The organism is Lactobacillus kefiranofaciens (assembly GCF_014656585.1).
GTDB classification, from domain to species: Bacteria; Bacillota; Bacilli; order Lactobacillales; family Lactobacillaceae; genus Lactobacillus; species Lactobacillus kefiranofaciens.
In genome coordinates this window covers 1564505-1584476 of the sequence record NZ_CP061341.1, presented here as the reverse complement: position 1 = coordinate 1584476, position 19972 = coordinate 1564505, and the positions used below count along the sequence as shown (strand labels likewise).

At 42.1% G+C, this 19972-nt stretch carries 19 protein-coding genes, 1 riboswitch and 1 other annotated feature; of the genes, 16 read left to right on the top strand and 3 right to left on the bottom strand.

Features of this window, described 5'->3' with window-relative positions; genetic code table 11:
- The first annotated feature begins 14 nt into the window (after window positions 1-14).
- Window positions 15-105: riboswitch (TPP riboswitch) on the top strand.
- A gap of 43 nt (window positions 106-148) precedes the next feature.
- Window positions 149-727 (top strand): ECF transporter S component, encoded by a 579-nt coding sequence (locus ICI50_RS07805; protein ID WP_056941262.1) that lies wholly within the window; start codon window positions 149-151, stop codon window positions 725-727.
- Between the two features lie 107 nt (window positions 728-834).
- Window positions 835-2220, top strand: a complete 1386-nt coding sequence (locus ICI50_RS07800; protein WP_188891434.1) for an MFS transporter — start codon at window positions 835-837, stop codon at window positions 2218-2220.
- Between the two features lie 36 nt (window positions 2221-2256).
- On the opposite strand, the gene udk is transcribed toward ICI50_RS07800, so the two are convergent.
- A complete protein-coding gene (udk, locus tag ICI50_RS07795; RefSeq protein ID WP_424991495.1) occupies window positions 2257-2889 on the bottom strand; it encodes a uridine kinase in 633 nt (210 codons plus the stop codon).
- A 151-nt stretch (window positions 2890-3040) separates the two neighbouring features.
- Window positions 3041-3287, top strand: a binding site (T-box leader).
- A gap of 171 nt (window positions 3288-3458) precedes the next feature.
- On the opposite strand from udk, the gene ICI50_RS07790 reads away from it, so the two are divergent.
- The 6 genes from ICI50_RS07790 (at window position 3459) to ICI50_RS07765 (ending at window position 9848) form a co-directional block, all read left to right on the top strand.
- Window positions 3459-4199, top strand: a complete 741-nt coding sequence (locus tag ICI50_RS07790; protein ID WP_013854539.1) for an amino acid ABC transporter ATP-binding protein — start codon at window positions 3459-3461, stop codon at window positions 4197-4199.
- Window positions 4200-4210: 11 nt separating this feature from the next.
- The gene (locus ICI50_RS07785; protein WP_095342026.1) at window positions 4211-5026 is read left to right on the top strand and encodes a transporter substrate-binding domain-containing protein; all 816 of its coding nucleotides are present in this window, start codon (window positions 4211-4213) and stop codon (window positions 5024-5026) included.
- Window positions 5026-5667 (top strand): amino acid ABC transporter permease, encoded by a 642-nt coding sequence (locus ICI50_RS07780; RefSeq protein WP_188891431.1) that lies wholly within the window; start codon window positions 5026-5028, stop codon window positions 5665-5667. Before ICI50_RS07785 ends, ICI50_RS07780 begins: the two co-directional genes overlap by 1 nt.
- Before the next feature lie 14 nt (window positions 5668-5681).
- Window positions 5682-6335 carry an amino acid ABC transporter permease gene (locus ICI50_RS07775; RefSeq protein WP_188891430.1) on the top strand — a complete coding sequence of 218 codons (654 nt, stop codon included), beginning with the start codon at window positions 5682-5684 and terminating at the stop codon, window positions 6333-6335.
- 75 nt (window positions 6336-6410) lie between these two features.
- On the top strand, window positions 6411-7328 hold the full coding sequence (locus ICI50_RS07770; RefSeq protein WP_013854535.1) for a hypothetical protein: 918 nt from the start codon (window positions 6411-6413) through the stop codon (window positions 7326-7328).
- A gap of 15 nt (window positions 7329-7343) precedes the next feature.
- Window positions 7344-9848 carry an excinuclease ABC subunit UvrA gene (locus ICI50_RS07765; RefSeq protein WP_188891429.1) on the top strand — a complete coding sequence of 835 codons (2505 nt, stop codon included), beginning with the start codon at window positions 7344-7346 and terminating at the stop codon, window positions 9846-9848.
- 51 nt (window positions 9849-9899) lie between these two features.
- Here the strand turns inward: ICI50_RS07765 and ICI50_RS07760 are convergent, their stop codons facing one another.
- Window positions 9900-11201: an extracellular solute-binding protein gene (locus tag ICI50_RS07760; RefSeq protein ID WP_056941260.1), complete on the bottom strand. Its 1302-nt coding sequence runs from the start codon at window positions 11199-11201 to the stop codon at window positions 9900-9902.
- A 153-nt stretch (window positions 11202-11354) separates the two neighbouring features.
- Between ICI50_RS07760 and ICI50_RS07755 the strand changes: the two genes are divergently transcribed.
- The 8 genes from ICI50_RS07755 (at window position 11355) to ICI50_RS07720 (ending at window position 18920) form a co-directional block, all read left to right on the top strand.
- Window positions 11355-12158: a DUF4931 domain-containing protein gene (locus ICI50_RS07755; RefSeq protein ID WP_013854532.1), complete on the top strand. Its 804-nt coding sequence runs from the start codon at window positions 11355-11357 to the stop codon at window positions 12156-12158.
- Window positions 12159-12244: 86 nt separating this feature from the next.
- The gene (gene rbsK / locus ICI50_RS07750; RefSeq protein WP_013854531.1) at window positions 12245-13171 is read left to right on the top strand and encodes a ribokinase; all 927 of its coding nucleotides are present in this window, start codon (window positions 12245-12247) and stop codon (window positions 13169-13171) included.
- Window positions 13171-13920, top strand: a complete 750-nt coding sequence (gene rpiA, locus ICI50_RS07745; RefSeq protein ID WP_244040253.1) for a ribose-5-phosphate isomerase RpiA — start codon at window positions 13171-13173, stop codon at window positions 13918-13920. The genes rbsK and rpiA overlap by 1 nt, the downstream gene beginning before the upstream one ends.
- Before the next feature lie 8 nt (window positions 13921-13928).
- On the top strand, window positions 13929-15944 hold the full coding sequence (locus ICI50_RS07740; RefSeq protein WP_025084089.1) for a KUP/HAK/KT family potassium transporter: 2016 nt from the start codon (window positions 13929-13931) through the stop codon (window positions 15942-15944).
- Complete coding sequence (locus tag ICI50_RS07735) at window positions 15944-16243, top strand: LPXTG cell wall anchor domain-containing protein (protein ID WP_188891428.1); 300 nt, start codon at window positions 15944-15946, stop codon at window positions 16241-16243. The genes ICI50_RS07740 and ICI50_RS07735 overlap by 1 nt, the downstream gene beginning before the upstream one ends.
- Window positions 16244-16445: 202 nt before the next feature.
- Window positions 16446-17372 (top strand): nucleoside hydrolase, encoded by a 927-nt coding sequence (locus ICI50_RS07730; RefSeq protein WP_056941258.1) that lies wholly within the window; start codon window positions 16446-16448, stop codon window positions 17370-17372.
- Window positions 17372-18097, top strand: a complete 726-nt coding sequence (locus ICI50_RS07725) for a GntR family transcriptional regulator (RefSeq protein WP_054640223.1) — start codon at window positions 17372-17374, stop codon at window positions 18095-18097. Before ICI50_RS07730 ends, ICI50_RS07725 begins: the two co-directional genes overlap by 1 nt.
- Window positions 18098-18101: 4 nt before the next feature.
- Entirely contained in the window at window positions 18102-18920 is an 819-nt protein-coding gene (locus tag ICI50_RS07720) for a Fic family protein (protein WP_013854525.1), read from the top strand.
- Between the two features lie 210 nt (window positions 18921-19130).
- On the opposite strand, the gene ICI50_RS07715 is transcribed toward ICI50_RS07720, so the two are convergent.
- Window positions 19131-19946 (bottom strand): Cof-type HAD-IIB family hydrolase, encoded by an 816-nt coding sequence (locus tag ICI50_RS07715; protein WP_188891427.1) that lies wholly within the window; start codon window positions 19944-19946, stop codon window positions 19131-19133.
- Between the last annotated feature and the right edge of the window lie 26 nt (window positions 19947-19972).

Here is a 19972-nt window from a genome sequence, read left to right as displayed (position 1 = left end):
AATAATTAAATAATTTTTGTCACTAGGGGTGCTTAATAGCTGAGAAATACCCTTCGAACTTGAACAAGTCAATGCTTGCGATAAGGAAAGTGCTTTTTAATAATGATGTTTTTGTGCTCCTACTGACAAGCTAGTTAGGAGCTTTTTTATGTTTACTCGTTCAGCAAAATGGAATGTTAAATCAATTATTTTAGTTGCTTTAATTGGAATCATCATGGGGGTAATTTATACCTATGGTTTCAACAATGTGTATAACTTGGTTAAGCTAGGCTTTTTGCCTACCGGTTATGCTCCAGTTGTGGATAATATCTTCACAGGATTGTGGTATATGGCAGCACCGCTAGCCATGTATTTTGTTCCAACAGTTGGTTCTGGCACGATTGGTGAATTACTAGCCGCAACGGTTGAGATGGCAATTGGCGGTCAATGGGGTGCACTTACTATCTTGGAAGGTTTAATCGAAGGAGCAACTAACGAGATCGGCTTTTTCCCTAAAAAAGAGCGTTATGAAAAATTCTCTTGGAAGAGCGTCTTAACTGGAGCTTTCTTTGCCAATTTAGGTGGCTTCATTCCATCATATTTCTTGTATGGCTGGAGTCATTATAGTGTTAAATTACAAATTATGATGTTCATTACCAGTATTATTTCCGCATTAGTCTTTGATGGTGTTTTAGTTAAATTAATTACTAACTTATTCGATAAAGCATTGAAACCGAAGATCAATTAAATTATAACCAATCCCTTTTCAATCTATAGATACTTTTCTAAAAATAGTCATGTGCTACAATATAATAAGAAAATAGTGTATACGTTTACAGAAAAGAAGGGGATTTTTTGGGTGCGCGAACGAATAAGGAAAAAGAGGAAGAAGCGGAAGCGATTAAGAATTGGGATCCGCGTTATCACAAGAATGTAATTATTTACTTGTGGATCTATGGCATCTTAGGTGCTGTTACCGGGATCACTAACGATGCGGCTCTATCTTACTATAAGATTGTAGCGCCACATCTAATTTCAGGATTAAATATTTTTAATGCAGCGATTGCTATTTTGATGTCGTTAATGATTGCGACAGTTCACAAGTATGGCTACCGCAATATTTTGTTGGTTTTACCGCCGATGACCGCGATTTTTATGGTATTGACTTGTATTACGACTAATCAACTGATCATTATGATTGCCTATACCATTTCTTGGACGGCAATTGGCGTCTATGACTTGATGTATCCGTTAATGTGGACATCTTATGTGCCCGGCAAGATTAGAACGAAGATGTTCTCAGTGGTCATGATTGTTAACTTGATTACGCAGACGATTTGTACGTTCTTAGGTGGCAAGGCAGTGGTTTGGTTCTTTAGCTTATTGCAAGGCTCATCCTATCACGCAGCTTCAATTTTATCGGGTCGGCCTGAATTAATGCAGGGGCAGGAGTTAGCTAATTACACGAATGCTTATCGAATTCTATTAATTATTACGGCATTAGTTACGATGCTAGCCTTCGTCTTGGCTCTGTTTATTCATGACGTACCACGTGATTATCGTTCAGAAAGCAGTGAACAACGTGATACGCCTGCCAAAAAAGCAGCTATGTATAAGAAACTGCTTAATAAGCGGACGATTATGTGGATTGTTTATATCGCTGGAGTGCAATTGGGTGCACGATTAATCGCGGTTTATGTGCCAATTTATTTGAATAATTATTTGCATATCCCGCGGGATGTTTCATCAACGATCAATACCTTCGTGCAAGCAGCTATGCTGATTGGGTATTTCTTCGCACCGTTTTTGGAAAAGAAGATGGGTGCGATTGTCTCGGTTGCTGCTGGAACATTAACCTGTGTCCCAGTTATGCTGCTGCTAGCTAATGGACGCCATTTAGGCAGCGGGATGGTCTTATTCGTGATTGTTGGCATCTTGCTCTTCTTGAGAACGGGTTTGGCTAACGCCACGATGCCGATTCAGCAGGAAGTCCAGATGGTTATTGTGGATAAAGATTTGCGTCCTGCCTTTACTGGAGTAGTGCAGATTGCTTATGCGGTAGTTGGCATTATTGATGGACTCTTCACTGAGTTCTACTTATTTAATACGCAAGATGGCTATGCTAACGCATATTATATTGCCGCAGTAATTTATGTGATTGCCAGTGTATTGCTTTTGGTCTTCTTTGCTAAAAAGTACAATCGTATTCTAGAAAATAGCCATGCGTCTGAAGAAAAATAAGGCAAAAAGAAAAATGGGTTGACGCCCATTTTTTGTTTATTTCAAAACTGATTGTAGCTTAGTTGTTAACATGTCGATGGCTACATCATTTTCTCCGCCTTCTGGTACGATGATGTCAGCGTAACGCTTGGTAGGTTCAATGAATTGGTTGTACATTGGCTTAACAGTGCCTAGATATTGATTGATTACAGAATCTAATGATCGGCCTCGCTCCTTCATGTCTCGTTCAAGACGGCGGATAAAGCGAATGTCATCGTCGGTGTCTACGTAAACTTTGATATTCATTAGATTGCGAATATCTTCATTAAAGAGAACGAGAATTCCTTCCAGAATGATAATGTCTGCTGGTTCAACGTGAATAGTTTTATTGCTTATGGTGTGCGCGGTAAAGTCATAAGTTGGCATCTCGATCGGCTTGCGGTGGATCAATTGATTTAGCTGTGCTTCAAGCAGTGGCATGTCGAAGGCATCAGGATGATCATAATTGATCTTCATTCTTTCTTTCATTGGTACGCCAGTGTTGTCTTTATAATAAGAATCTTGGGTCATGATCATAATCCGGTCATGATCCTTAATGTTGTTGGCAATTTCATGGGCAATAGTGGTCTTTCCACTGCCAGAGCCACCGGCAATACCGATAATAACGGGTTTTTCAAGTTGTCCCATAATTAACTCCTTTATTTTTTCTATATCATAAACATTTTAAGCTATTTTTCGAATATCAACAGTAGAAAATCAAAATAAAAACGAATACATTATAAATATGAGAAATATAACTTGCATTTTTAAGCAAAATAATGTTAAATACATATAAACAAATTAGAAAGCAATGAAAAAGACGAGTAGATGATTCATTCTTTGCAGTGAATTAACGATAGTGTGAAGTTAATAGACCCTGAATCATTGAATAACACTTTTAGCACCTCACCGAAATAATCAGGATTAGAGTAGGTCGAGACGTCACCGGTACGTTACCACGCCGGTAGAGCATGATTGTGCTCTATGAGCAGGTCTATTAGAATAGACAATCTGGGTGGTACCGCGGAAAGAAGCCTTTCGTCCCTATAAGAATCAGGGGGAGTGAAGGGCTTTTTCTTTACTCAAAAAAGTTGGGTAAAAAGCCGAATGAAATATTGAATAATTATCTTTAATGTCTCATTTTGACTGAAAGAAGTATTTAATTTTATTCTTAAAAAAGGTAAAATGGTAGTAATGCGAACGAAAGAAAGGTAGAAGCCATGACAGCAATTATTGAATTCAAGCACGTTGATAAATATTATGGAAAACTTCATGCATTAAAAGATATTAATTTAAAAATTGATGAAGGCCAAGTGGTTTCAATCATTGGATCATCAGGTTCTGGTAAGAGTACTTTAATCAGAACTATGAACGGTTTAGAACCAATTAATAGTGGTCAATTAATCGTAACCGGTTATGACTTAGCTGATAGGAAGACCGATATTAACAAGATTCGTAAGAATGTGGGAATGGTGTTCCAACACTTTAATCTTTACAATAACCACACAGTATTGGAGAACGTAATGCTCGCTCCGAAGATCGTCTTGAAGCGTCCGGATGATGAAAACCGCAAGGTAGCGATGGAATATCTAGAAAAAGTTGGCATGGCCGATAAGATTAATTCATTGCCACGTCAATTATCCGGTGGGCAAAAGCAACGTGTAGCTATTGCTCGATCCTTAGCTATGCATCCTAAAGTTATCTTGTTTGACGAACCAACTAGTGCCCTTGACCCAGAAATGATCGAAGATGTTTTGGAAGTTATGCATTATGTTGCCGAACAAGGGATTACCATGGTCGTGGTTACTCACGAAATGGGTTTTGCTAAACAAGTAAGCAATCGGTTGATCTTCTTTGACCAAGGTCATATTCTTGAAGATCGCAAGCCAGAAGAATTCTTCGCTCATCCTGATACAGAACGTGCACGCCAATTCTTAAGCAAGGTTATTTCTAAGGATTAAGGTGATGTGCTATGAAGAAACTAAGAAAATTTCTTTTCTTACCTTTATTAATATTGCTCGCCTTTACTCTGACTGCTTGCGGCAAGAGTAGTGGCAATGTCTATCAGAAGGTAAAGCAAAGCAAGCAAATTATCTGGGGCGTCAGAGCTGACACTAGGTTGTTTGGTTTAACTAACGTTAAAACCGGTCAAATTGAGGGGTTTGAAATTGATTTAGCCCATGCCTTAACTAAGCAAATGCTCGGTAAGGACGCTAAGGCCGAATTTGTCACGACGACTGCTAACACGAGAATCCCATTACTTAAAAACGGCAATGTTGATGCGATGCTAGCAACGATGACGATTACCCCAGAACGTGCTAAGCAGGTAACTTTTTCTAAGCCTTACTTCCCAGCTGGTTCATCACTATTGGTGCCTGATAAGAGCAAGATCAAGAATGTTAAAGACTTGAATGGTAAAGTTGTCTTAGCTGTTAAAGGGACAACCGCAGTCGATGACGTGCATAAATATGCACCTAAGGCCAAAGTCTTGCAATACGATGACTATGGTCAAGCGATGTCAGCCTTGAAGGCTAACCAGGGTGTGGCCTTAACAACTGATAACGGTCTGCTGGCTGGTATTGCTCAGGAAAACCCTGGCTACAAGTTAGTGGGCGGCGTTTATAGCAACGCCCCTTATGGAATTGCCGTTAACAAGGGTCAAACGGATATGATTGATCATATTAATCAAGCTTTAAATGAATTACAGCAGAACGGTACTTATGACCGGTTGATTAAGAAGTGGTTTGCAGGAATTCCTGGTTTTAGTCTGAAAGGAGTGTTGAAGTAATGTGGCAAATTATTACTAATAATTGGGGAGCCTTCTTAACAGGGTTCTGGAATACGATTTTGTCCAGTATTATTGCTTTAGTTTTCAGTCTGATCTTGGGTGTATTCTTCGCCTTGCTGGAAGTAGCTCCACCTAAGTTTGGTCGCGCTATTGCCAAAGTCTATATCTCTATTTTTAGAAATATTCCATTGCTAGTTATTGTCATGATCTTCTATTTAATTGTCCCTCGTTATATTGTTAAGTTATCTAGTTTTCAAGCTGGGACGATTGGCTTAACGCTCTATACTTCCGCCTTTATTGCAGAAACGGTGCGTGCCGGGATCAACTCCATCGGTACTGGACAGATGGAAGGTGCTCGCTCTAACGGAATGACCTACACGCAAGCAATGCGTTACGTTATTTTGCCTCAGGCGATGAAGATTGTGATTCCACCACTTGGCAACCAGTTCGTTAACTTGGTTAAGAACTCTTCGGTTTTAGCCTTTGTAGCTGGGTTTGATTTAATGTATCAAGCACAACTGATCGCATTCTCAACCTTCCAGACAATTGATACTTATATCATCGTTGGTCTGTTCTACTTGATCTTGACCCTGCCGCTTAGTTACTATATGCGACACCTTGAGAAAAAGTTAGCTAAATAGGAAGGGGATCGAAAATGGAAACTTTTATTCATGCATATTCATGGGTCGATATCCACTTCTTATTGCAAGGACTTTGGGTAACGATTTATGTATCATTGATTTCAATTGCGCTTAGCTTTGTGGTTGGTCTGATTTTAGGCTTGCTTCGCTACATGAAGATTAAGTATGTTTCAGCCATCGTCGGTTTTATCATTGATATTATTCGTAACCTGCCGCTTTTGCTGATCATCTTTTTTACCTACTTTGGTTTGCCCCAATTAGGGATTGTGACTAATCCGACAATGGCATCAATTGCGGCCTTGGTAATTTTTGAAGGTGCGATGCTAGCTGAAATTGTGCGTTCCGGAATTGGCTCGGTTGATCCGGGACAAATGGAAGGTGCCCGTTCTAATGGGATGAGCTACAGTCAAGCAATGTATCACGTCGTCATGCCGCAAGCTTTGCACAACATGATTCCAGCACTTTTGTCACAGTTCGTATCTTTAGTAAAGGATACGTCTTTAGCCACGATTATCGTGTTGCCAGAGCTTTTATACCACGCTCAGATTATCTACAGTCAGAACACGACTTACTTGATTCCAATGTATGTCATCATTGCGGTGATGTACTTCATCGTCTGCTTCTGTCTGTCACAAGTGGCAAACTATTTGCAAAAGAAATATAATTAAAATTTCAAAATTATTCAAGAAAACTAACTCATGCTACTATGGTGGTAAAGTTAGTTTTTTAGTTTGGGCAAAAATATGAAAGTAAATGAACAATTAACCGATTTTGAGCGGGTCGAATTGACTAAAAAAGCTTATGATCAATTGCAGCTAGGGCAAAGCGTCGATGTGAGCAAGCACCATATTGGCACGGTCTGCCGCAGCGTTCATGCAGTGGACGGCTTGAGGGCCTATGTCATCAGTAATCCGCATGAAGTGACGCTTTTATTTAAAGGCTCATATGGCTTTAAAAAAGGGACGCCGCAAACTTGGCGGGATGAATGGCTGAAGACCAATTTGCCGATTTTAAGGGCAATGCTGTCGCATGAGAGGCGCGTGCCTAGTCAGTTGAAGACCGCGAGCAAATTATTAGATGAAACGATCCACCAATTTTATGGCACGCAGATATATATTTATGGGCATTCTTTAGGCTCAATTAATGCACAGTTTGCTTTGGCTAATTGTCATCATCCAGAAGCCATTGGTGCGGCGTATTTATATGAGGGGACTAATATCTGGCTACTGTTTACGCCAAAAGAGCGTCGCTGTGTGGCCAAGATGCGCGAGAAGATTTTTAACTATGTGGATATTTATGATCCGGTTACTTTGGGGATCACGGAAACGCACCACATGGTAGGACAGCTACGCTACGTCGATAGTGAGCCAATGAAGCCCATCAAGCAGCATATGTGGGGCGGCTATTCCTTTAACCCTGATGGCAGTTTGAAGCTGCGCAAGGTTGATCAGGCGTTTTTGGCAGAAAGTCGCAGTGAACATAAATTGCTTAGTCGTTCGGGGGATGTCACGGAATTCATTGAAAAGATTAGTTCGGGTGACGAGATCAAAAAGATGGCTGTTCAAAAAGCTGAAAAGCTGGTGAAAAAGTATCCTGATCACAAGAGTTTGGCCAGACTGGCCGCTTTGTTTAAGGAAGAAATGCTTAGGAATGAAGATTAACGAAAGGGAGTAAATATGGCATTACCAACAAAAATTGAAGTTAGAGGAGCGCGGGTCCACAACCTGAAGAACATCAATGTCGATATTCCACTGCACAAATTTGTGGCGATTTCAGGCTTATCCGGATCTGGTAAATCATCCCTCGCCATGGGTATTCTGTATGAAGAAGGATCTAGACGTTACTTGGATGCACTATCAACTTACATGCGCCGGCGGATCAAGCAAGGTGCGCAAGCTGATGTCACAAGTGTTAAACACATTCCATCAGCCTTGGCCCTTCGTCAGCGTCCGAGTGTGCCAAACGAACGCGCAACGGTAGGGACGACGACTGAGACCTTCAATGTCTTGCGTCTGATTTTTTCAAGATTAGGTTCACCGGTTTGCCCCAATGGTCACCGTGTGCAACCGAGTTTGGCAATCGCCGAAGCAATGTCAAAGTCGGGTGAAGAGATGGGCCGTATTACCTGTCCTACCTGTGGCGTGAAATTCTATGTTCCTAATGCCGAAGAGTTTGCCTTTAATTCCAATGGTGCCTGCACAGAATGTGGCGGTACAGGCAAGGTGCGTCAATTAGATGATAGCAAATTAATCGCTGATGAAAATCTATCCATTAAAGATGGCGCGGTTGCTTCTTGGTCTTTGCCAGGGAGAAACTTCATGCCAAATGTGGCTCAACATGCCGGCGTGCGGATCGATATTCCGTTTAAAGATTTGACTGAGAAGGAAAAAGATTTTGTCTTAAATGGTCCAGAAAAGAAATATAAGATGGACTTCTTGTCCGGCACGGGTCGCGTTTTCCACGATTTCAATGCTTTGTATGAAAATGCCCACCAGGCAGTTTTGCGGTCTGCCAAAAGCAGCAAGAGTGAACGCGCGCAAAAACGGATCGCGGAATTCTTTAGCTATTCGACTTGTCCAGTTTGTCACGGTACGCGTCTGCGTCCAGAACTGCTCAAACAATTAATCAATGGTAAAAATATCGACGAAGTTGAGCACATGCAGCTAGGCGATTTGCCTCAATTTAGTAAGGAACTATTAGCTAGTTTGCCTGCTGAAATGCACAAAATGGCAAAGTCTTTGATCAGTGAATTTGTGAATAACTTGCAGCCGTTACTTGATTTAGGCTTGGATTATCTGATGATGGCCAGAGCCGGCAACACTTTATCCACCGGTGAATTACAGCGAATTCAGTTAGCGCGGACACTGAGAACCGAAACGACCGGTGTTTTGTACGTACTGGATGAACCCTCAATTGGCCTGCATCCCGCTAACGTCGATGGTTTGATCAAGGTCATGCGTAAGTTGGTTGCTCAAGGCAATTCCTTGGTAGTAGTTGATCACAATGTGGATATCATTAAAGCAGCGGATGAAATCATCGAAATTGGTCCAGGTTCTGGTGCACAGGGTGGACAGATTCTAGCCCAAGCTAGTCCAAAAGAGATTGTGCAGGATAAAAAATCATTGATTGCGCCATACCTTAACGGCCAAGCTAAGCTGATGGCGAGAAAAACAGCTGATCAGGTGAATATCAAACGCATTACCCTTGAAGTTGATCACTATTTTAACTTGCGTGACGTTAAAGCGGCTATCCCACTTAACCAGATCACTGCGGTTACCGGCTTTTCTGGTGCGGGTAAAACTAGTTTGATCTTGGATTCTTTGGTGCCAGCAATTGAAAAGCAAAATAAGGGCGAAAAATTGCCTAAGCAAATTAAACAATTTAATTCACCTGTGCATAACGTAGTTAGCGTGGACGCTTCGCCAATTGGCAAAAGCACGCGTTCAACGGTCGCTACCTATACCTCAATTATGGATAATTTGCGTAAGCTTTTTGCTCGTCAGCCACTGGCTAAAGAAAAGCACTACACGCCGAGCTACTTTTCTTATAACAATAAGGAAGGTGCTTGTCCAAGCTGTGGCGGTACCGGGATCGTCACGCTGGATATCCAGTTTTTGCCAGATATGCAGCAGACCTGTCCTGAATGTGGCGGCAACCGTTACGCGAAAAAGATCGAGGCAGTGAAGTGGCACGGTGTGTCGATCGTTGATGTGTTGAACATGGACGTCAATGAAGCTTTGCCAGTTTTCAAAAAGGCACCGAAGATTGAACGGGAACTTAAGCTGCTAAAAGAAGTTGGCTTGGATTATCTGCACTTAGGTGAAAGCACGCCAACGCTGTCTGGTGGGGAAGCTCAGCGCTTGAAGCTGGTAACGCACCTTAGTCACAAGCAAGACGATACTTTGTTTGTCTTTGATGAACCGACGATTGGATTGCATCCATTGGACGTGAAGGTCTTGGTTATTGTGATGCAGAAATTGCTGGATCAGGGCGCTACGATCATTACGATCACGCACGATTTGAACTTGATCGTCAATGCCGATTACATGATTGATTTGGGACCGCGCGGTGGTAAAAACGGTGGTCAGATTGTAGCAGCGGGGATGCCGCAGGAATTAGTCAAGCAGCCTGATAGTTTGACGACTAGATATTTGGCTGATTATTGGCAACAATTTAGGTAAGAAAAAAGAAGCTCCGAAAAATGGAGCTTCTTTTTGACTGTTCTAATAATTTTATTGCTTCCAAGCAGCATCAAGCTTTTGCTTGCCCACCCTGATATCGCTGTTCCAATTTTGCTTCTTGCTTGCCTTAGCCAAGATAGTTTGCATATTAGCATTAACTTGGTCATATGCAGTAATTGAGTTCTTAGTTACAGGTAAGAAGTAAAGATTCTTTGAAGTCTTAGCCAAAACAGCTGGGATTTTGCTGTCCTTTGCCTTTTGATACTCAGTATCAGTCAAAGCAGCAGTGTTAACTGGCATGTAACCAGTTTGCTTAGCCCAGTAAAGTTGTGATGACTTAGAGGTCAAGAACTTAAGGTACTTGAAGGCAGCGGCCTTTTGCATTGCACTAGCCTTTTTGAACATGTAGATGTCAGTACCTTGCTGAACGTTCATCGTGCTTGGACGAGCAGCCACGCCGTATGTGTAGCCTTTCTTTAAACCTTGCTTGAGGTATGCTTCATTAGCAGTTGAACCGATGAACATGGCTACGCGGCCATTATTGAATGGAGTAGACATGTACTTTTCTGTTCCGGCTTGCATGAAGTAGCCTGCCTTAACGCCTTCTGCGTAGTAGTTAATGGCCTTAACAGAATCCTTAGCAGCAAAGTTCAAGTTCTTGTTGAAGTCCTTGCCGTAAGTTTCCTTCATTTGCATCATATAGTAGTTGTTTAAAGCGTCAAAGCCTACGCCGCGCACCTTGTGGTGGCTTTCACGGTAGATTTTAGCTGATGCACTGGCCAGTTCACTCATATTGGTTGGCACTTTGACATTGTACTTATCCAGCAAAGTTTTGTTATAGAAAAGTACTTCAACTGACTTGTTAAATGGCACGCCGACTTGAGTACCGTTGATCTTGGCACCGTCCCAGAGAGCTTTCTTAATTCCACTATTCTTGTATGAACCCCAGCCAATTGACTTGTTGTTAACGTAAGGAGTCAGGTTAACGAGCATCTTATTCTTAGCGGCGTTGTAGAGCCAGCCTGGATAAGCTTGCGTAATCGTTGGCAAATCCTTAGGTGATTGTAAACCGGAAACTAACTTGGATTGCAAATCAGAGTAGTTGCCGCCTTGGCTTTGCAGCTTAATCGTAATGTTAGGGTTCTTCTTTTCAAAATCTGTGGTCAACTTTTTCAGCGCACTTTGAGAGGTACCGGTTAATGAGTACCAGAAGGTAACGTTAGTCTTCTTGGAGATCTTAGTCGGAATCTTCGTTGAAGAACTTGAGTTGGACTTATTGTTTGAACAGGCACTCAGACCGACAGTGGCTAAAACAGCCGCACCGCAGAGTGCTAATTTTTGATAGAATTTCATTATTTCTGCCTTTCAAAAATCTCTTTTCAGGAGTATTTTACCATAATTATCCGGACTATTCATTGACAAAATAAATAAAATGTTCTTAATTGACACTTAGAAAGATCAATTTTACTATTAAGTTAAGTAAAAGTTTAAAAATAGGTGACAATGATGGACAAAAATCCTTTAGTATATGAATATTCAATCGGCAAGCGTAAGCCATATGATTACGACTATGGTAATCGGCAGGGTAACCAGAGCGCGGGCTGTCCCTTCTGTGATGTGGCGCATTTGGTCAACATTTTTGAAAAAGAGGGCGACAAGATCTGGTTAAAAAACAAGTATCCAACCTTGAAGGATACTGACCAGACGATTCTAATTGAATCCAGCGATCACCAGGGTGATATTTCTACATATACTTATGCACATAATCGTCAGTTGATGAAGTTCGCACTGAAGTGTTTTCAAAAGATGAATAATTCGGGGCGTTATGAGAGCGTGCTCTGGTACAAAAACTTTGGGCCAAAATCTGATGGTTCCTTAACTCATCCGCACATGCAGATTGTCGGGCTATACCACAAGAATGGCTATCAAGACATCGGTGCTGATAACTTTACGGGTTTTGAAGTTGGCCAAGCTGGTTCTGTAGAAATGAATTTATCTGCTCATCCTGTGCAAGGCTATCAAGAAGTGAATATTCTGACTAAAGATAATAGCAATCTTTATACCTGGGCTGATTTGATTCAAAAGGGGACGCAATATGTCCGTTCCGTTCTCTCACACGGGGTGGATTCTTACAACTTGTTTTTCTATCCAATCAACGATGGGCAAGGGACTTGTTGCAAAATCATTCCGCGGTTTTATGCTTCGCCGTATTTTGTTGGTTACAAGATTTCGCAGGTCGATGATGCCGATACTTTGAAGTGGGAAGCTGAGCGGTTGAAGGGCTTCGTTAATGGTGGTATTTTACAGTAGAATTTCAAAAGGCGCATTCGGATAAATGAATGCGTTTTTTTGCTATAATCAATAGTGAAAAATACATTTCTAAGAAGGGATGCTCAATGAAGAAGATTGTAGTTATTGGTTCTAGCAATGTCGATACGACGTTGCACGTAAAGGACTTTCCAAAACCGGGCGAAACAATTAACGCCTTAGATGTTACTACTGCAGGTGGCGGCAAGGGCGCCAACCAGGCCATCGCCGCCGCTAAGAGTGGCGCGGAGACTTACTTTATTAGTCGTGTTGGTGAAGATAGCGCGGGTGGTTTTATTACCCATCAATTGAAGAGCTATGGCGTGGACGCAACTTATGTGCAGACCACGATGGGCAGCAAGACTGGCCATGCTTATATCACCTTGAGTGAAGCCGGACAAAATAGTATTGTGATCGACCACGGCGCTAATTATGAATTGACGGTCGAGGACGTGAAGGCAGCTAGTGACTTGATTCAAAACTGGGACTGCGTCATTGCTCAATTCGAGACGCCAATCGAGGTAACCTTAGCGGCCTTCAAGATGGCCAAAAAGGCAGGCAAGATCACAATCTTGAACCCAGCACCAGCCATTGACAAGATTCCTGCTAAATTGCTCGGATATACTGATATCATCACGCCAAACGAGACCGAGAGCGCCAAGATTACAGGTATTCCAATTAAAAACAAGTCAACCTTGGCCACGAATGCAGAAAAATTGCATTTATTGGGTATTAAAAATGTGGTCATTACCTATGGCGACAAGGGTGCTTATGTTTCAACTCCTGATGTGGAAGAATTAGTGCCAGCTTACAAGGTAGAGGCAGCAGATACAACGGGTGCTGGTGACACTTTCATTGGCTACCTGGCCAGCAACTTAAATAGTGATCTGACCAACTTCACAGAGGCAGCTAAGACTGCCAGTCGCGCCTCATCAATTGCTGTTCAGCGCTTAGGTGCCCAGCCATCAATTCCAACTGCTAAGGAAGTTAGAGATGCAATGGAGGAAGATGAATAATGGATAAGCAAGAACAAGATCGTTTGAAAAAAGAAGCTGCTGAAAAAGCCGCAGCTGCAGTCAAGTCTGGCATGATCTTAGGCGTCGGGACCGGTTCGACTGTAGCCTTCTTTATTGATGCCTTAGGCAAGCGCAAAAATGAAGATGGCTTAAAGTTAAAGGCCGTCGTGACAACCAGTAACCGCAGCAAGAAGCAGCTAGAGGGCTTAGGCTTTAAGGTTAGTGAATTAGCTGACATCGACCAGGCCGACCTGACTGTTGATGGTGCTGACTGGGTAGCCGATAACCTTGATGGGATCAAGGGAGGAGGCGGCGCCTTGACTTTGGAGAAGAACGTTGCTATTAATTCCAAGAGAATCATCTGGATCGTTGATGAATCAAAATTGGTTCACCGGTTGAGTGGCTTTCCATTGCCAGTCGAAGTACTGCCAATCTCTTGTGAACAAAACTTCAAACGCTTCAAGCAAGAAGGCTTGAAGCCACAATGGCGCATGGATGGCGATAAGCGCTACATTACCCACTACGGCAACTACATTATCGACTTAGCAGCTGATCCAGTACCTGCACCTCATGGTTTAGCTGACTATCTTGATCACACCGTCGGCGTAGTCGAACATGGTTTGTTCTTAGATATGTGTGACGAAGTAATTATTGCTCATAGCGATGGCACCATCGAAGACAAAAAAATAAATGAATATATTAAAAATCATTTTTTCTATACTAGTAAAAATTTATCTAAAAGGACCTGATGAAAGATATGAGTAAAACTAAAAAGCAAAAACTTACTTTTGCTGGCTTATTGATTGCCATTGGGATCGTGTACGGCGATATCGGTACGAGTCCGCTGTACGTAATGAAGTCGATTGTGACTGAAAATGGCGGGATCAGTAACGTCAATCGCGAATTAATCGTGGGCTCAATCTCGCTAATTTTGTGGACGGTCACCTTGCTGACGACTGTTAAGTACGTCCTGATTGCACTAAAAGCAACTAACCACGGTGAAGGTGGGATCTTCTCGCTCTATGCTTTGGTTAGAAAAAGAGCCAAGTGGCTGGTCATTCCAGCTCTAATTGGTGGAGCAGCGTTACTGGCTGACGGGACCTTAACGCCAGCCGTAACGGTAACGACTTCTATTGAAGGTTTGAAGAACATGCGCTTTGGCGAAGTAATTCCAGTGCAAACGCAAGATATGGTCATTGCAATTACGATTATTATCTTGCTTCTGCTGTTCTCGATTCAGCGGATGGGGACGAGCGTGATTGGTAAGGCCTTTGGACCCATTATGATGATCTGGTTCACTTTCTTAGGCGTGATTGGGATCATGAACTTAAGTCATGATTGGAGTTTGCTAGAAGCTATTAATCCGATTCATGCGATTAGAATTTTATTTAGTCCTGCCAATAAGGTGGGGATTTTGATTCTGGGTTCAATCTTCCTGGCTACTACGGGTGCCGAAGCCTTGTATTCTGATGTCGGCCACGTTGGTAAGGCCAACATCATGGGTTCTTGGCCCTACATCTTCGTTTGCTTGACCTTGAACTATCTTGGTCAGGGCGTATGGATCTTGCATAATGGCAGCTACCACGCTGGTAACGGCGACTTCAACCCATTCTTTGAAGTCGTGCCTGGTTCCTGGCGCTTGTTTGCTATTGTCTTAGCCACGATCGCTGCGATCATTGCTTCACAGGCCTTGATCACTGGTTCATTCACCTTGGTAGCCGAAGCAAGTAGCCTGAAGTTCTTGCCAAGAATGAACATTATCTACCCATCTACGGAAAAGGGCCAGATCTATATTCCTTCAATTAATAAGATGATCTGCGTGGTTACGGTAGCGATTGTCTTATTATTCAGAACTTCGCATCATATGGAAGCAGCCTATGGTTTGGCTATCACGGTAACGATGCTGATGACGACGATTTTGCTCTTTGAATACTTAGGCAAAAAGAGTAAGCCACTCTACTTGCGTTGGATCTTTTTAATTGTCTTTGCTTCTATTGAAGGGATGTTCCTCATCTCTAGCTTGACCAAGTTCCTGCACGGCGGCTACGTCACGGTCTTAATCGCCGGCTTCATCTTGGGCATCATGTATATTTGGTTCTATGGCAATAAGATTCGTGACAAGCGTGAAGAAAAGAACGCTTATGTCCGCTTAGATGAATATACCGATATGTTAACAGAGCTGAGTCACTGTGATGATTATCCGTACTATGCTACCAACTTGGTCTACATGGCTAAGGTTAAATACAACAAATTCATCAAACGTGAGATGTTGTACTCCATCTTGGATAAGCGGCCCAAGCGCGCTAAGGCTTATTGGTTCGTCACGGTTAATGTTACGAACGAGCCTTATACGGCTGAGTATGCCATTAACACATATGGCACCAAGAATGTAATTAACATCCAGCTCTATTTAGGCTTTAGAAAGCAGACTAGCGTAAATGTCTACTTGCGGCAGATTGTGCATGACCTCATTGCTGATGGTACGATTGAGGGACAACCGCAGCGTTTTACCACTACTCCAGGTAGGGATGTTGGCGACTTCTCCTTCGTCATCGTTAACGACGTGATTAGTCCATTAACTAAGTTGACCGCTTATGAGAAGTTCATGGTGGAAGCCAGAGTATGGCTGCAGAATCTATCCTCTAATCCCGCTTCTTGGTTTGGTCTGGAATATGCGGATACGATTGTTGAACGTGTACCGCTAGTTTTAGGTGATCATAAGGACAGTCGGATTAAGCGAATTAAGCGAATTAAGCCGAAAAAATATAATTGATGATTGAAATTAAGGATTTTGTAGGTAAGAATTACGGAATTCTTTATATAGAAAAGTCCTCGTATCAAATCCAGGAGGCGATCAACCAGGCACTCCTGAGCAACCAGAAAAGGCATATACTTACTCTACAAGAAAATACTGATACTCCTAAGAACGAGCCTGGACGCCTGTTAAGCGAAACTGTAATTTCTGCTCAGAAGAATGGTCAATTGCCACAAACTGGTGAGAAGCGCAGTTCTGCTTTAGCCGTTGGCGCAAGCTTAGCCTTTGCTAGAACACAATTAAGACTCAATCTGTAATGGTTGAGCCTTTTTTGTACGGTCAGTAGTGAAGGCACTAGACTTCTAATTCTTTCAGCATCCCTGTATAATTAAGTATTGAAGTAAACCAGATAGAATGTTGGTTAATTAATCCTAGTAAATAAACCGAACCATTTTAATTATTGGTCCGGTTTTTGTAGTATAATGATATTAAACACACGCGTAGAAGAGGAAAATATTAATGAAGAAAAAACCTTTAATTATTAGTACCGATCCCGGCATCGATGACATCGCGGCCATGACGATCAGCCTTTTTGCTAAGAAACTGGACGTTAGAATGATCGTGCCGACTTGGGGCAACGTCGCGCTTGAATATACACTGCAGAACACGCTTAATTTAGAGCAATTCTTGCACACTAAGGTGCCAGTAGTCGTTGGCGCCAATCAGCCACTAGTAGCACCGATGATCAGTGCCGCTGCCGTTCATGGACAGACAGGCATTGCTGGCTTTGACTTTGAACAAGCAAATGATGACTTGGTAAAGCCAGGCTTAGCTGCAACCTTGATGGCAAATGAAATTGAGAATAGCCCAGCCAAGGTAACGCTCCTAGGAATCGGACCTTTGACTGATTTTGCCTTATTGCTTAAACAATATCCAGCAGTGAAGCAGAACATTGAGCAGATCGTGATCATGGGTGGCAATATTGGTCGCGGGAATCATTCACCGCTAGCTGAATACAATATCGCTGGCGATCCGGAAGCCGCGCAGGTTGTTTTCCACAGTGGTTTGCCAATTAAGGTGGCGCCACTTGAGATTGGCAACAAGGCGCATTTGACTCCGGAGCAAATGCAGCAAGTTAAGGAATGCGGTAGCGTAGGGAAGATGCTGTATTCACTTTTCTCCCACATCCACGAGCCTGATGGTGATCCGAGAATTAAGATTTTCGATCCTACGGCCGTCGGCATTTTGCTTCATCCCGAAATGTACACGATGAAAAGAGCACACGTGGAGATTGAATTGCGCGGGCAATTTACTTATGGCGCCAGCGTAATCGACTTCATGGATCAGGGCAACGCCAACAGCGAGATTGCGACCGATGTAGACTTGGCGCAATTTGCTAAATGGTTTATTAATAGTATTAAAACAGCAGAGCAAGGAAGAGAATAATGGCTAATTACGTTTATCGGACAGTCATGCGTGACATTAAGCAGAATATTTTGAACAATAAGTATGAAGGGATGCGGATACCCAATGAGCGTAGCTTAGCTAAGTATTACGATGTCAGTCGTTCATCGATGAAGCGGGCCCTGGAACTGCTCGCCCAGCAGGGAATTGTTTTTAAAAAGCGAGGCAGCGGCACCTTCATCAATCCGCTTTATCTCAGAAATCAAGCAATGTTTCGCTATGATGGCTCGAACCTAGGGATTACTGACAGTTTTAAAGTACCAGGCAAGAAGCAGCAGATTAAGCTCCTTAACTTCCACGTCGTGAAGGCAACTAAGGAGATTGCGGAAGATTTATTCTTGAATGAAAATGATTTTGTGTATAAGTTCAAGCGTCTGCGACTGTTAGATGAGCAGCCTTTCTTGATTGAGACGGGCTACTTGCCAATTAAGATCATGCCGGAACTTAAGCCAGAAACTTTGCAGAGTTCGCTGTTTAACTATCTAGAAGATGAACAAAGCAAGACTGTGACCAAATCCTTCTTAAATATTACCGTGGAACCGTCAAATGAGGAAGATCAAGAGCAGCTGGTGTTGAAGATCAACGAGCCAGTCGGCGTGATGGAAGGGATCTTCTTCCTGGATGACGGTACGCCCTTTGAGGTGTCGAACATGCGCGTGCATTATCAGTATATGAACTTTAATACTTTTGTTAATTTAGGGAAGTAAAAAGATGAATTTGCAAGAGTTAACAGCTTTAAAAGATAAAATGAATACTTTTCGTCCTTTAACTATGGATGAAATAAAAGCAATTGAAAAAGATAAAAAGATTGATCATATTTGGTCCTCTAATGCGATTGAAGGTAATTCGTTGTCCAAATATGAAACAGCAGCATTATTGGAAACAGGTTTAACGGTTCATGGCAAGCCTTTTGCGGATCATTTGGCTGCCCTTGACTTAAGCAGAGCGTATGATTATGTGCAAGAATTAGCTACAGGTGAATTGCCTTTAGATGAGATAGCTATCAGGGATATTAATCGCTTGGTCACTTATTCGGATGATCCTGCTAAACGAGCTGCAGCTGGACAATATCGGCAAATTAAAGTATGGCCTAATGGAGTTAAAGATGTCCATTATGCCGAACCCAATGATATCCCCGCAAAAATGCAAGATTTAATCTCGTGGTATAAAAATGCAGAAGACAAAGAGCATCCCGTTAAGTTAGCAGCTTTATTGCACCTGAAGTTTGTCACTATTCATCCCTTTAGGGATGGCAATGGCAGAACGGCTAGATTGCTGATGAATTTTGAATTGATTAAGTATGGCTATTTGATTATCAATATTCAGCCAGATAAGGACAGTCGCAGTGCTTATATGGAAGCTCTGCGGGTCGCACAAGCTCAGGATAATGTTGCACCATTCATTTCTTTAGTGGCAGATTATGAAGTTGAAGAATTGAATGAGCGAATTAGTCTGTTGGAACGAATTGAAAAAGAAAGAAAGTTCGCAAAAGGTCAAACCAGGTTGGATCAATTTGAAGACCATCCTTGATAAATTCGAGCAAAAAATTAGGATCATTCAGTATCATAATGCTGAATGATCCTTTTTTAAGCATTTTATTTTTCAATTTCGTAGTGTTTGTTAATGATGTAGTCAGTAATTACTATAAATGCATCAGTATTGTGCTCAAATAATCTTAAGATTTTTTTCTAGGCGTGCCTTTTTTTGAAAACTAAGGTAAGAATCTGGAGTTTTTCCTAACTATTTCAAGTATCCGTCTAAAACTTCCAGTACCCCATCATCATTGTTGCTTAGTGCGATGTGCTTGGCTACCTTTTTTAAAGCTGGCTCGCCGTTAGCCATCGCATAGCTGTAATCGGCTAATTCCAGCATTTCTTTATCATTCATTCCGTCGCCAAAAGCAATTAGTTCACTCGGCTGAGCGTTAAAATAGCGCAGGAAGTACTTGAGTGCGTTTCCTTTATTAACGCTGTAAGGGACAATATCTAGCAGACCGAAGCCACTTGAAGTACAGTGAATCTTTTCAGCATGATGCTTGTTGAATTCTTGCTCTAATTCCTCAGAGAAGTCACGCTGATAACTCAAGGTGATCTTAGTGACATTGTCGTGTGGGCTAACTGCCTGAATTAAGTCAGGTACTTCAACTCTGTTCGGATAATAGAAATTCATCGTTTGCTTAAAGTCCGGCGAAGCATCAAGGGTAGTGTATGAACTATTAATCCCTGTGACAATGACAGAGCTATTAGGATAATGGACCTGGATGAATTCCAATAGCTCTACCGTCGTCTTGTGGGTGAGCAGGTGAGTACTGATAATGTTGTCATCTTGAATTAAGAGCGAGCCGTTGTCGGCGATCATGTCAATTCTGTCTAAAAAGCCGGCAAAATCGCGTCTTAATCTGGAGTATGGCCGGCCACTGGAGACGATGAAGTGAGCGTCATTCTCATGAATTTGGTCCAAAATGCGATCAAATCTTTTGTAATCGAAAGTCTGATCATCCCGCATGAAGGTACCATCCATATCAGCAGCAATAACTTTAAAAGGTAATTTATTCATAATTCTTCCTTCTAGTAATCAATCTA

Excerpts from the sequence above, each read along its gene's own strand:
- rbsK (WP_013854531.1), top strand. The coding sequence starts at position 12,245 with ATGAAGAAGATTGTAGTTATTGGTTCTAGCAATGTCGATACGACGTTG.
- rpiA (WP_244040253.1), top strand. The coding sequence starts at position 13,171 with ATGGATAAGCAAGAACAAGATCGTTTGAAAAAAGAAGCTGCTGAAAAA.
- ICI50_RS07790 (WP_013854539.1), top strand. The coding sequence starts at position 3,459 with ATGACAGCAATTATTGAATTCAAGCACGTTGATAAATATTATGGAAAA.
- ICI50_RS07755 (WP_013854532.1), top strand. The coding sequence starts at position 11,355 with ATGGACAAAAATCCTTTAGTATATGAATATTCAATCGGCAAGCGTAAG.
- ICI50_RS07735 (WP_188891428.1), top strand. The coding sequence starts at position 15,944 with ATGATTGAAATTAAGGATTTTGTAGGTAAGAATTACGGAATTCTTTAT.
- ICI50_RS07805 (WP_056941262.1), top strand. The coding sequence starts at position 149 with ATGTTTACTCGTTCAGCAAAATGGAATGTTAAATCAATTATTTTAGTT.
- ICI50_RS07720 (WP_013854525.1), top strand. The coding sequence starts at position 18,102 with ATGAATTTGCAAGAGTTAACAGCTTTAAAAGATAAAATGAATACTTTT.
- ICI50_RS07780 (WP_188891431.1), top strand. The coding sequence starts at position 5,026 with ATGTGGCAAATTATTACTAATAATTGGGGAGCCTTCTTAACAGGGTTC.
- ICI50_RS07740 (WP_025084089.1), top strand. The coding sequence starts at position 13,929 with ATGAGTAAAACTAAAAAGCAAAAACTTACTTTTGCTGGCTTATTGATT.
- ICI50_RS07725 (WP_054640223.1), top strand. The coding sequence starts at position 17,372 with ATGGCTAATTACGTTTATCGGACAGTCATGCGTGACATTAAGCAGAAT.
- ICI50_RS07715 (WP_188891427.1), bottom strand. The coding sequence starts at position 19,946 with ATGAATAAATTACCTTTTAAAGTTATTGCTGCTGATATGGATGGTACC.
- ICI50_RS07785 (WP_095342026.1), top strand. The coding sequence starts at position 4,211 with ATGAAGAAACTAAGAAAATTTCTTTTCTTACCTTTATTAATATTGCTC.
- ICI50_RS07775 (WP_188891430.1), top strand. The coding sequence starts at position 5,682 with ATGGAAACTTTTATTCATGCATATTCATGGGTCGATATCCACTTCTTA.
- ICI50_RS07765 (WP_188891429.1), top strand. The coding sequence starts at position 7,344 with ATGGCATTACCAACAAAAATTGAAGTTAGAGGAGCGCGGGTCCACAAC.
- ICI50_RS07760 (WP_056941260.1), bottom strand. The coding sequence starts at position 11,201 with ATGAAATTCTATCAAAAATTAGCACTCTGCGGTGCGGCTGTTTTAGCC.
- ICI50_RS07730 (WP_056941258.1), top strand. The coding sequence starts at position 16,446 with ATGAAGAAAAAACCTTTAATTATTAGTACCGATCCCGGCATCGATGAC.
- ICI50_RS07770 (WP_013854535.1), top strand. The coding sequence starts at position 6,411 with ATGAAAGTAAATGAACAATTAACCGATTTTGAGCGGGTCGAATTGACT.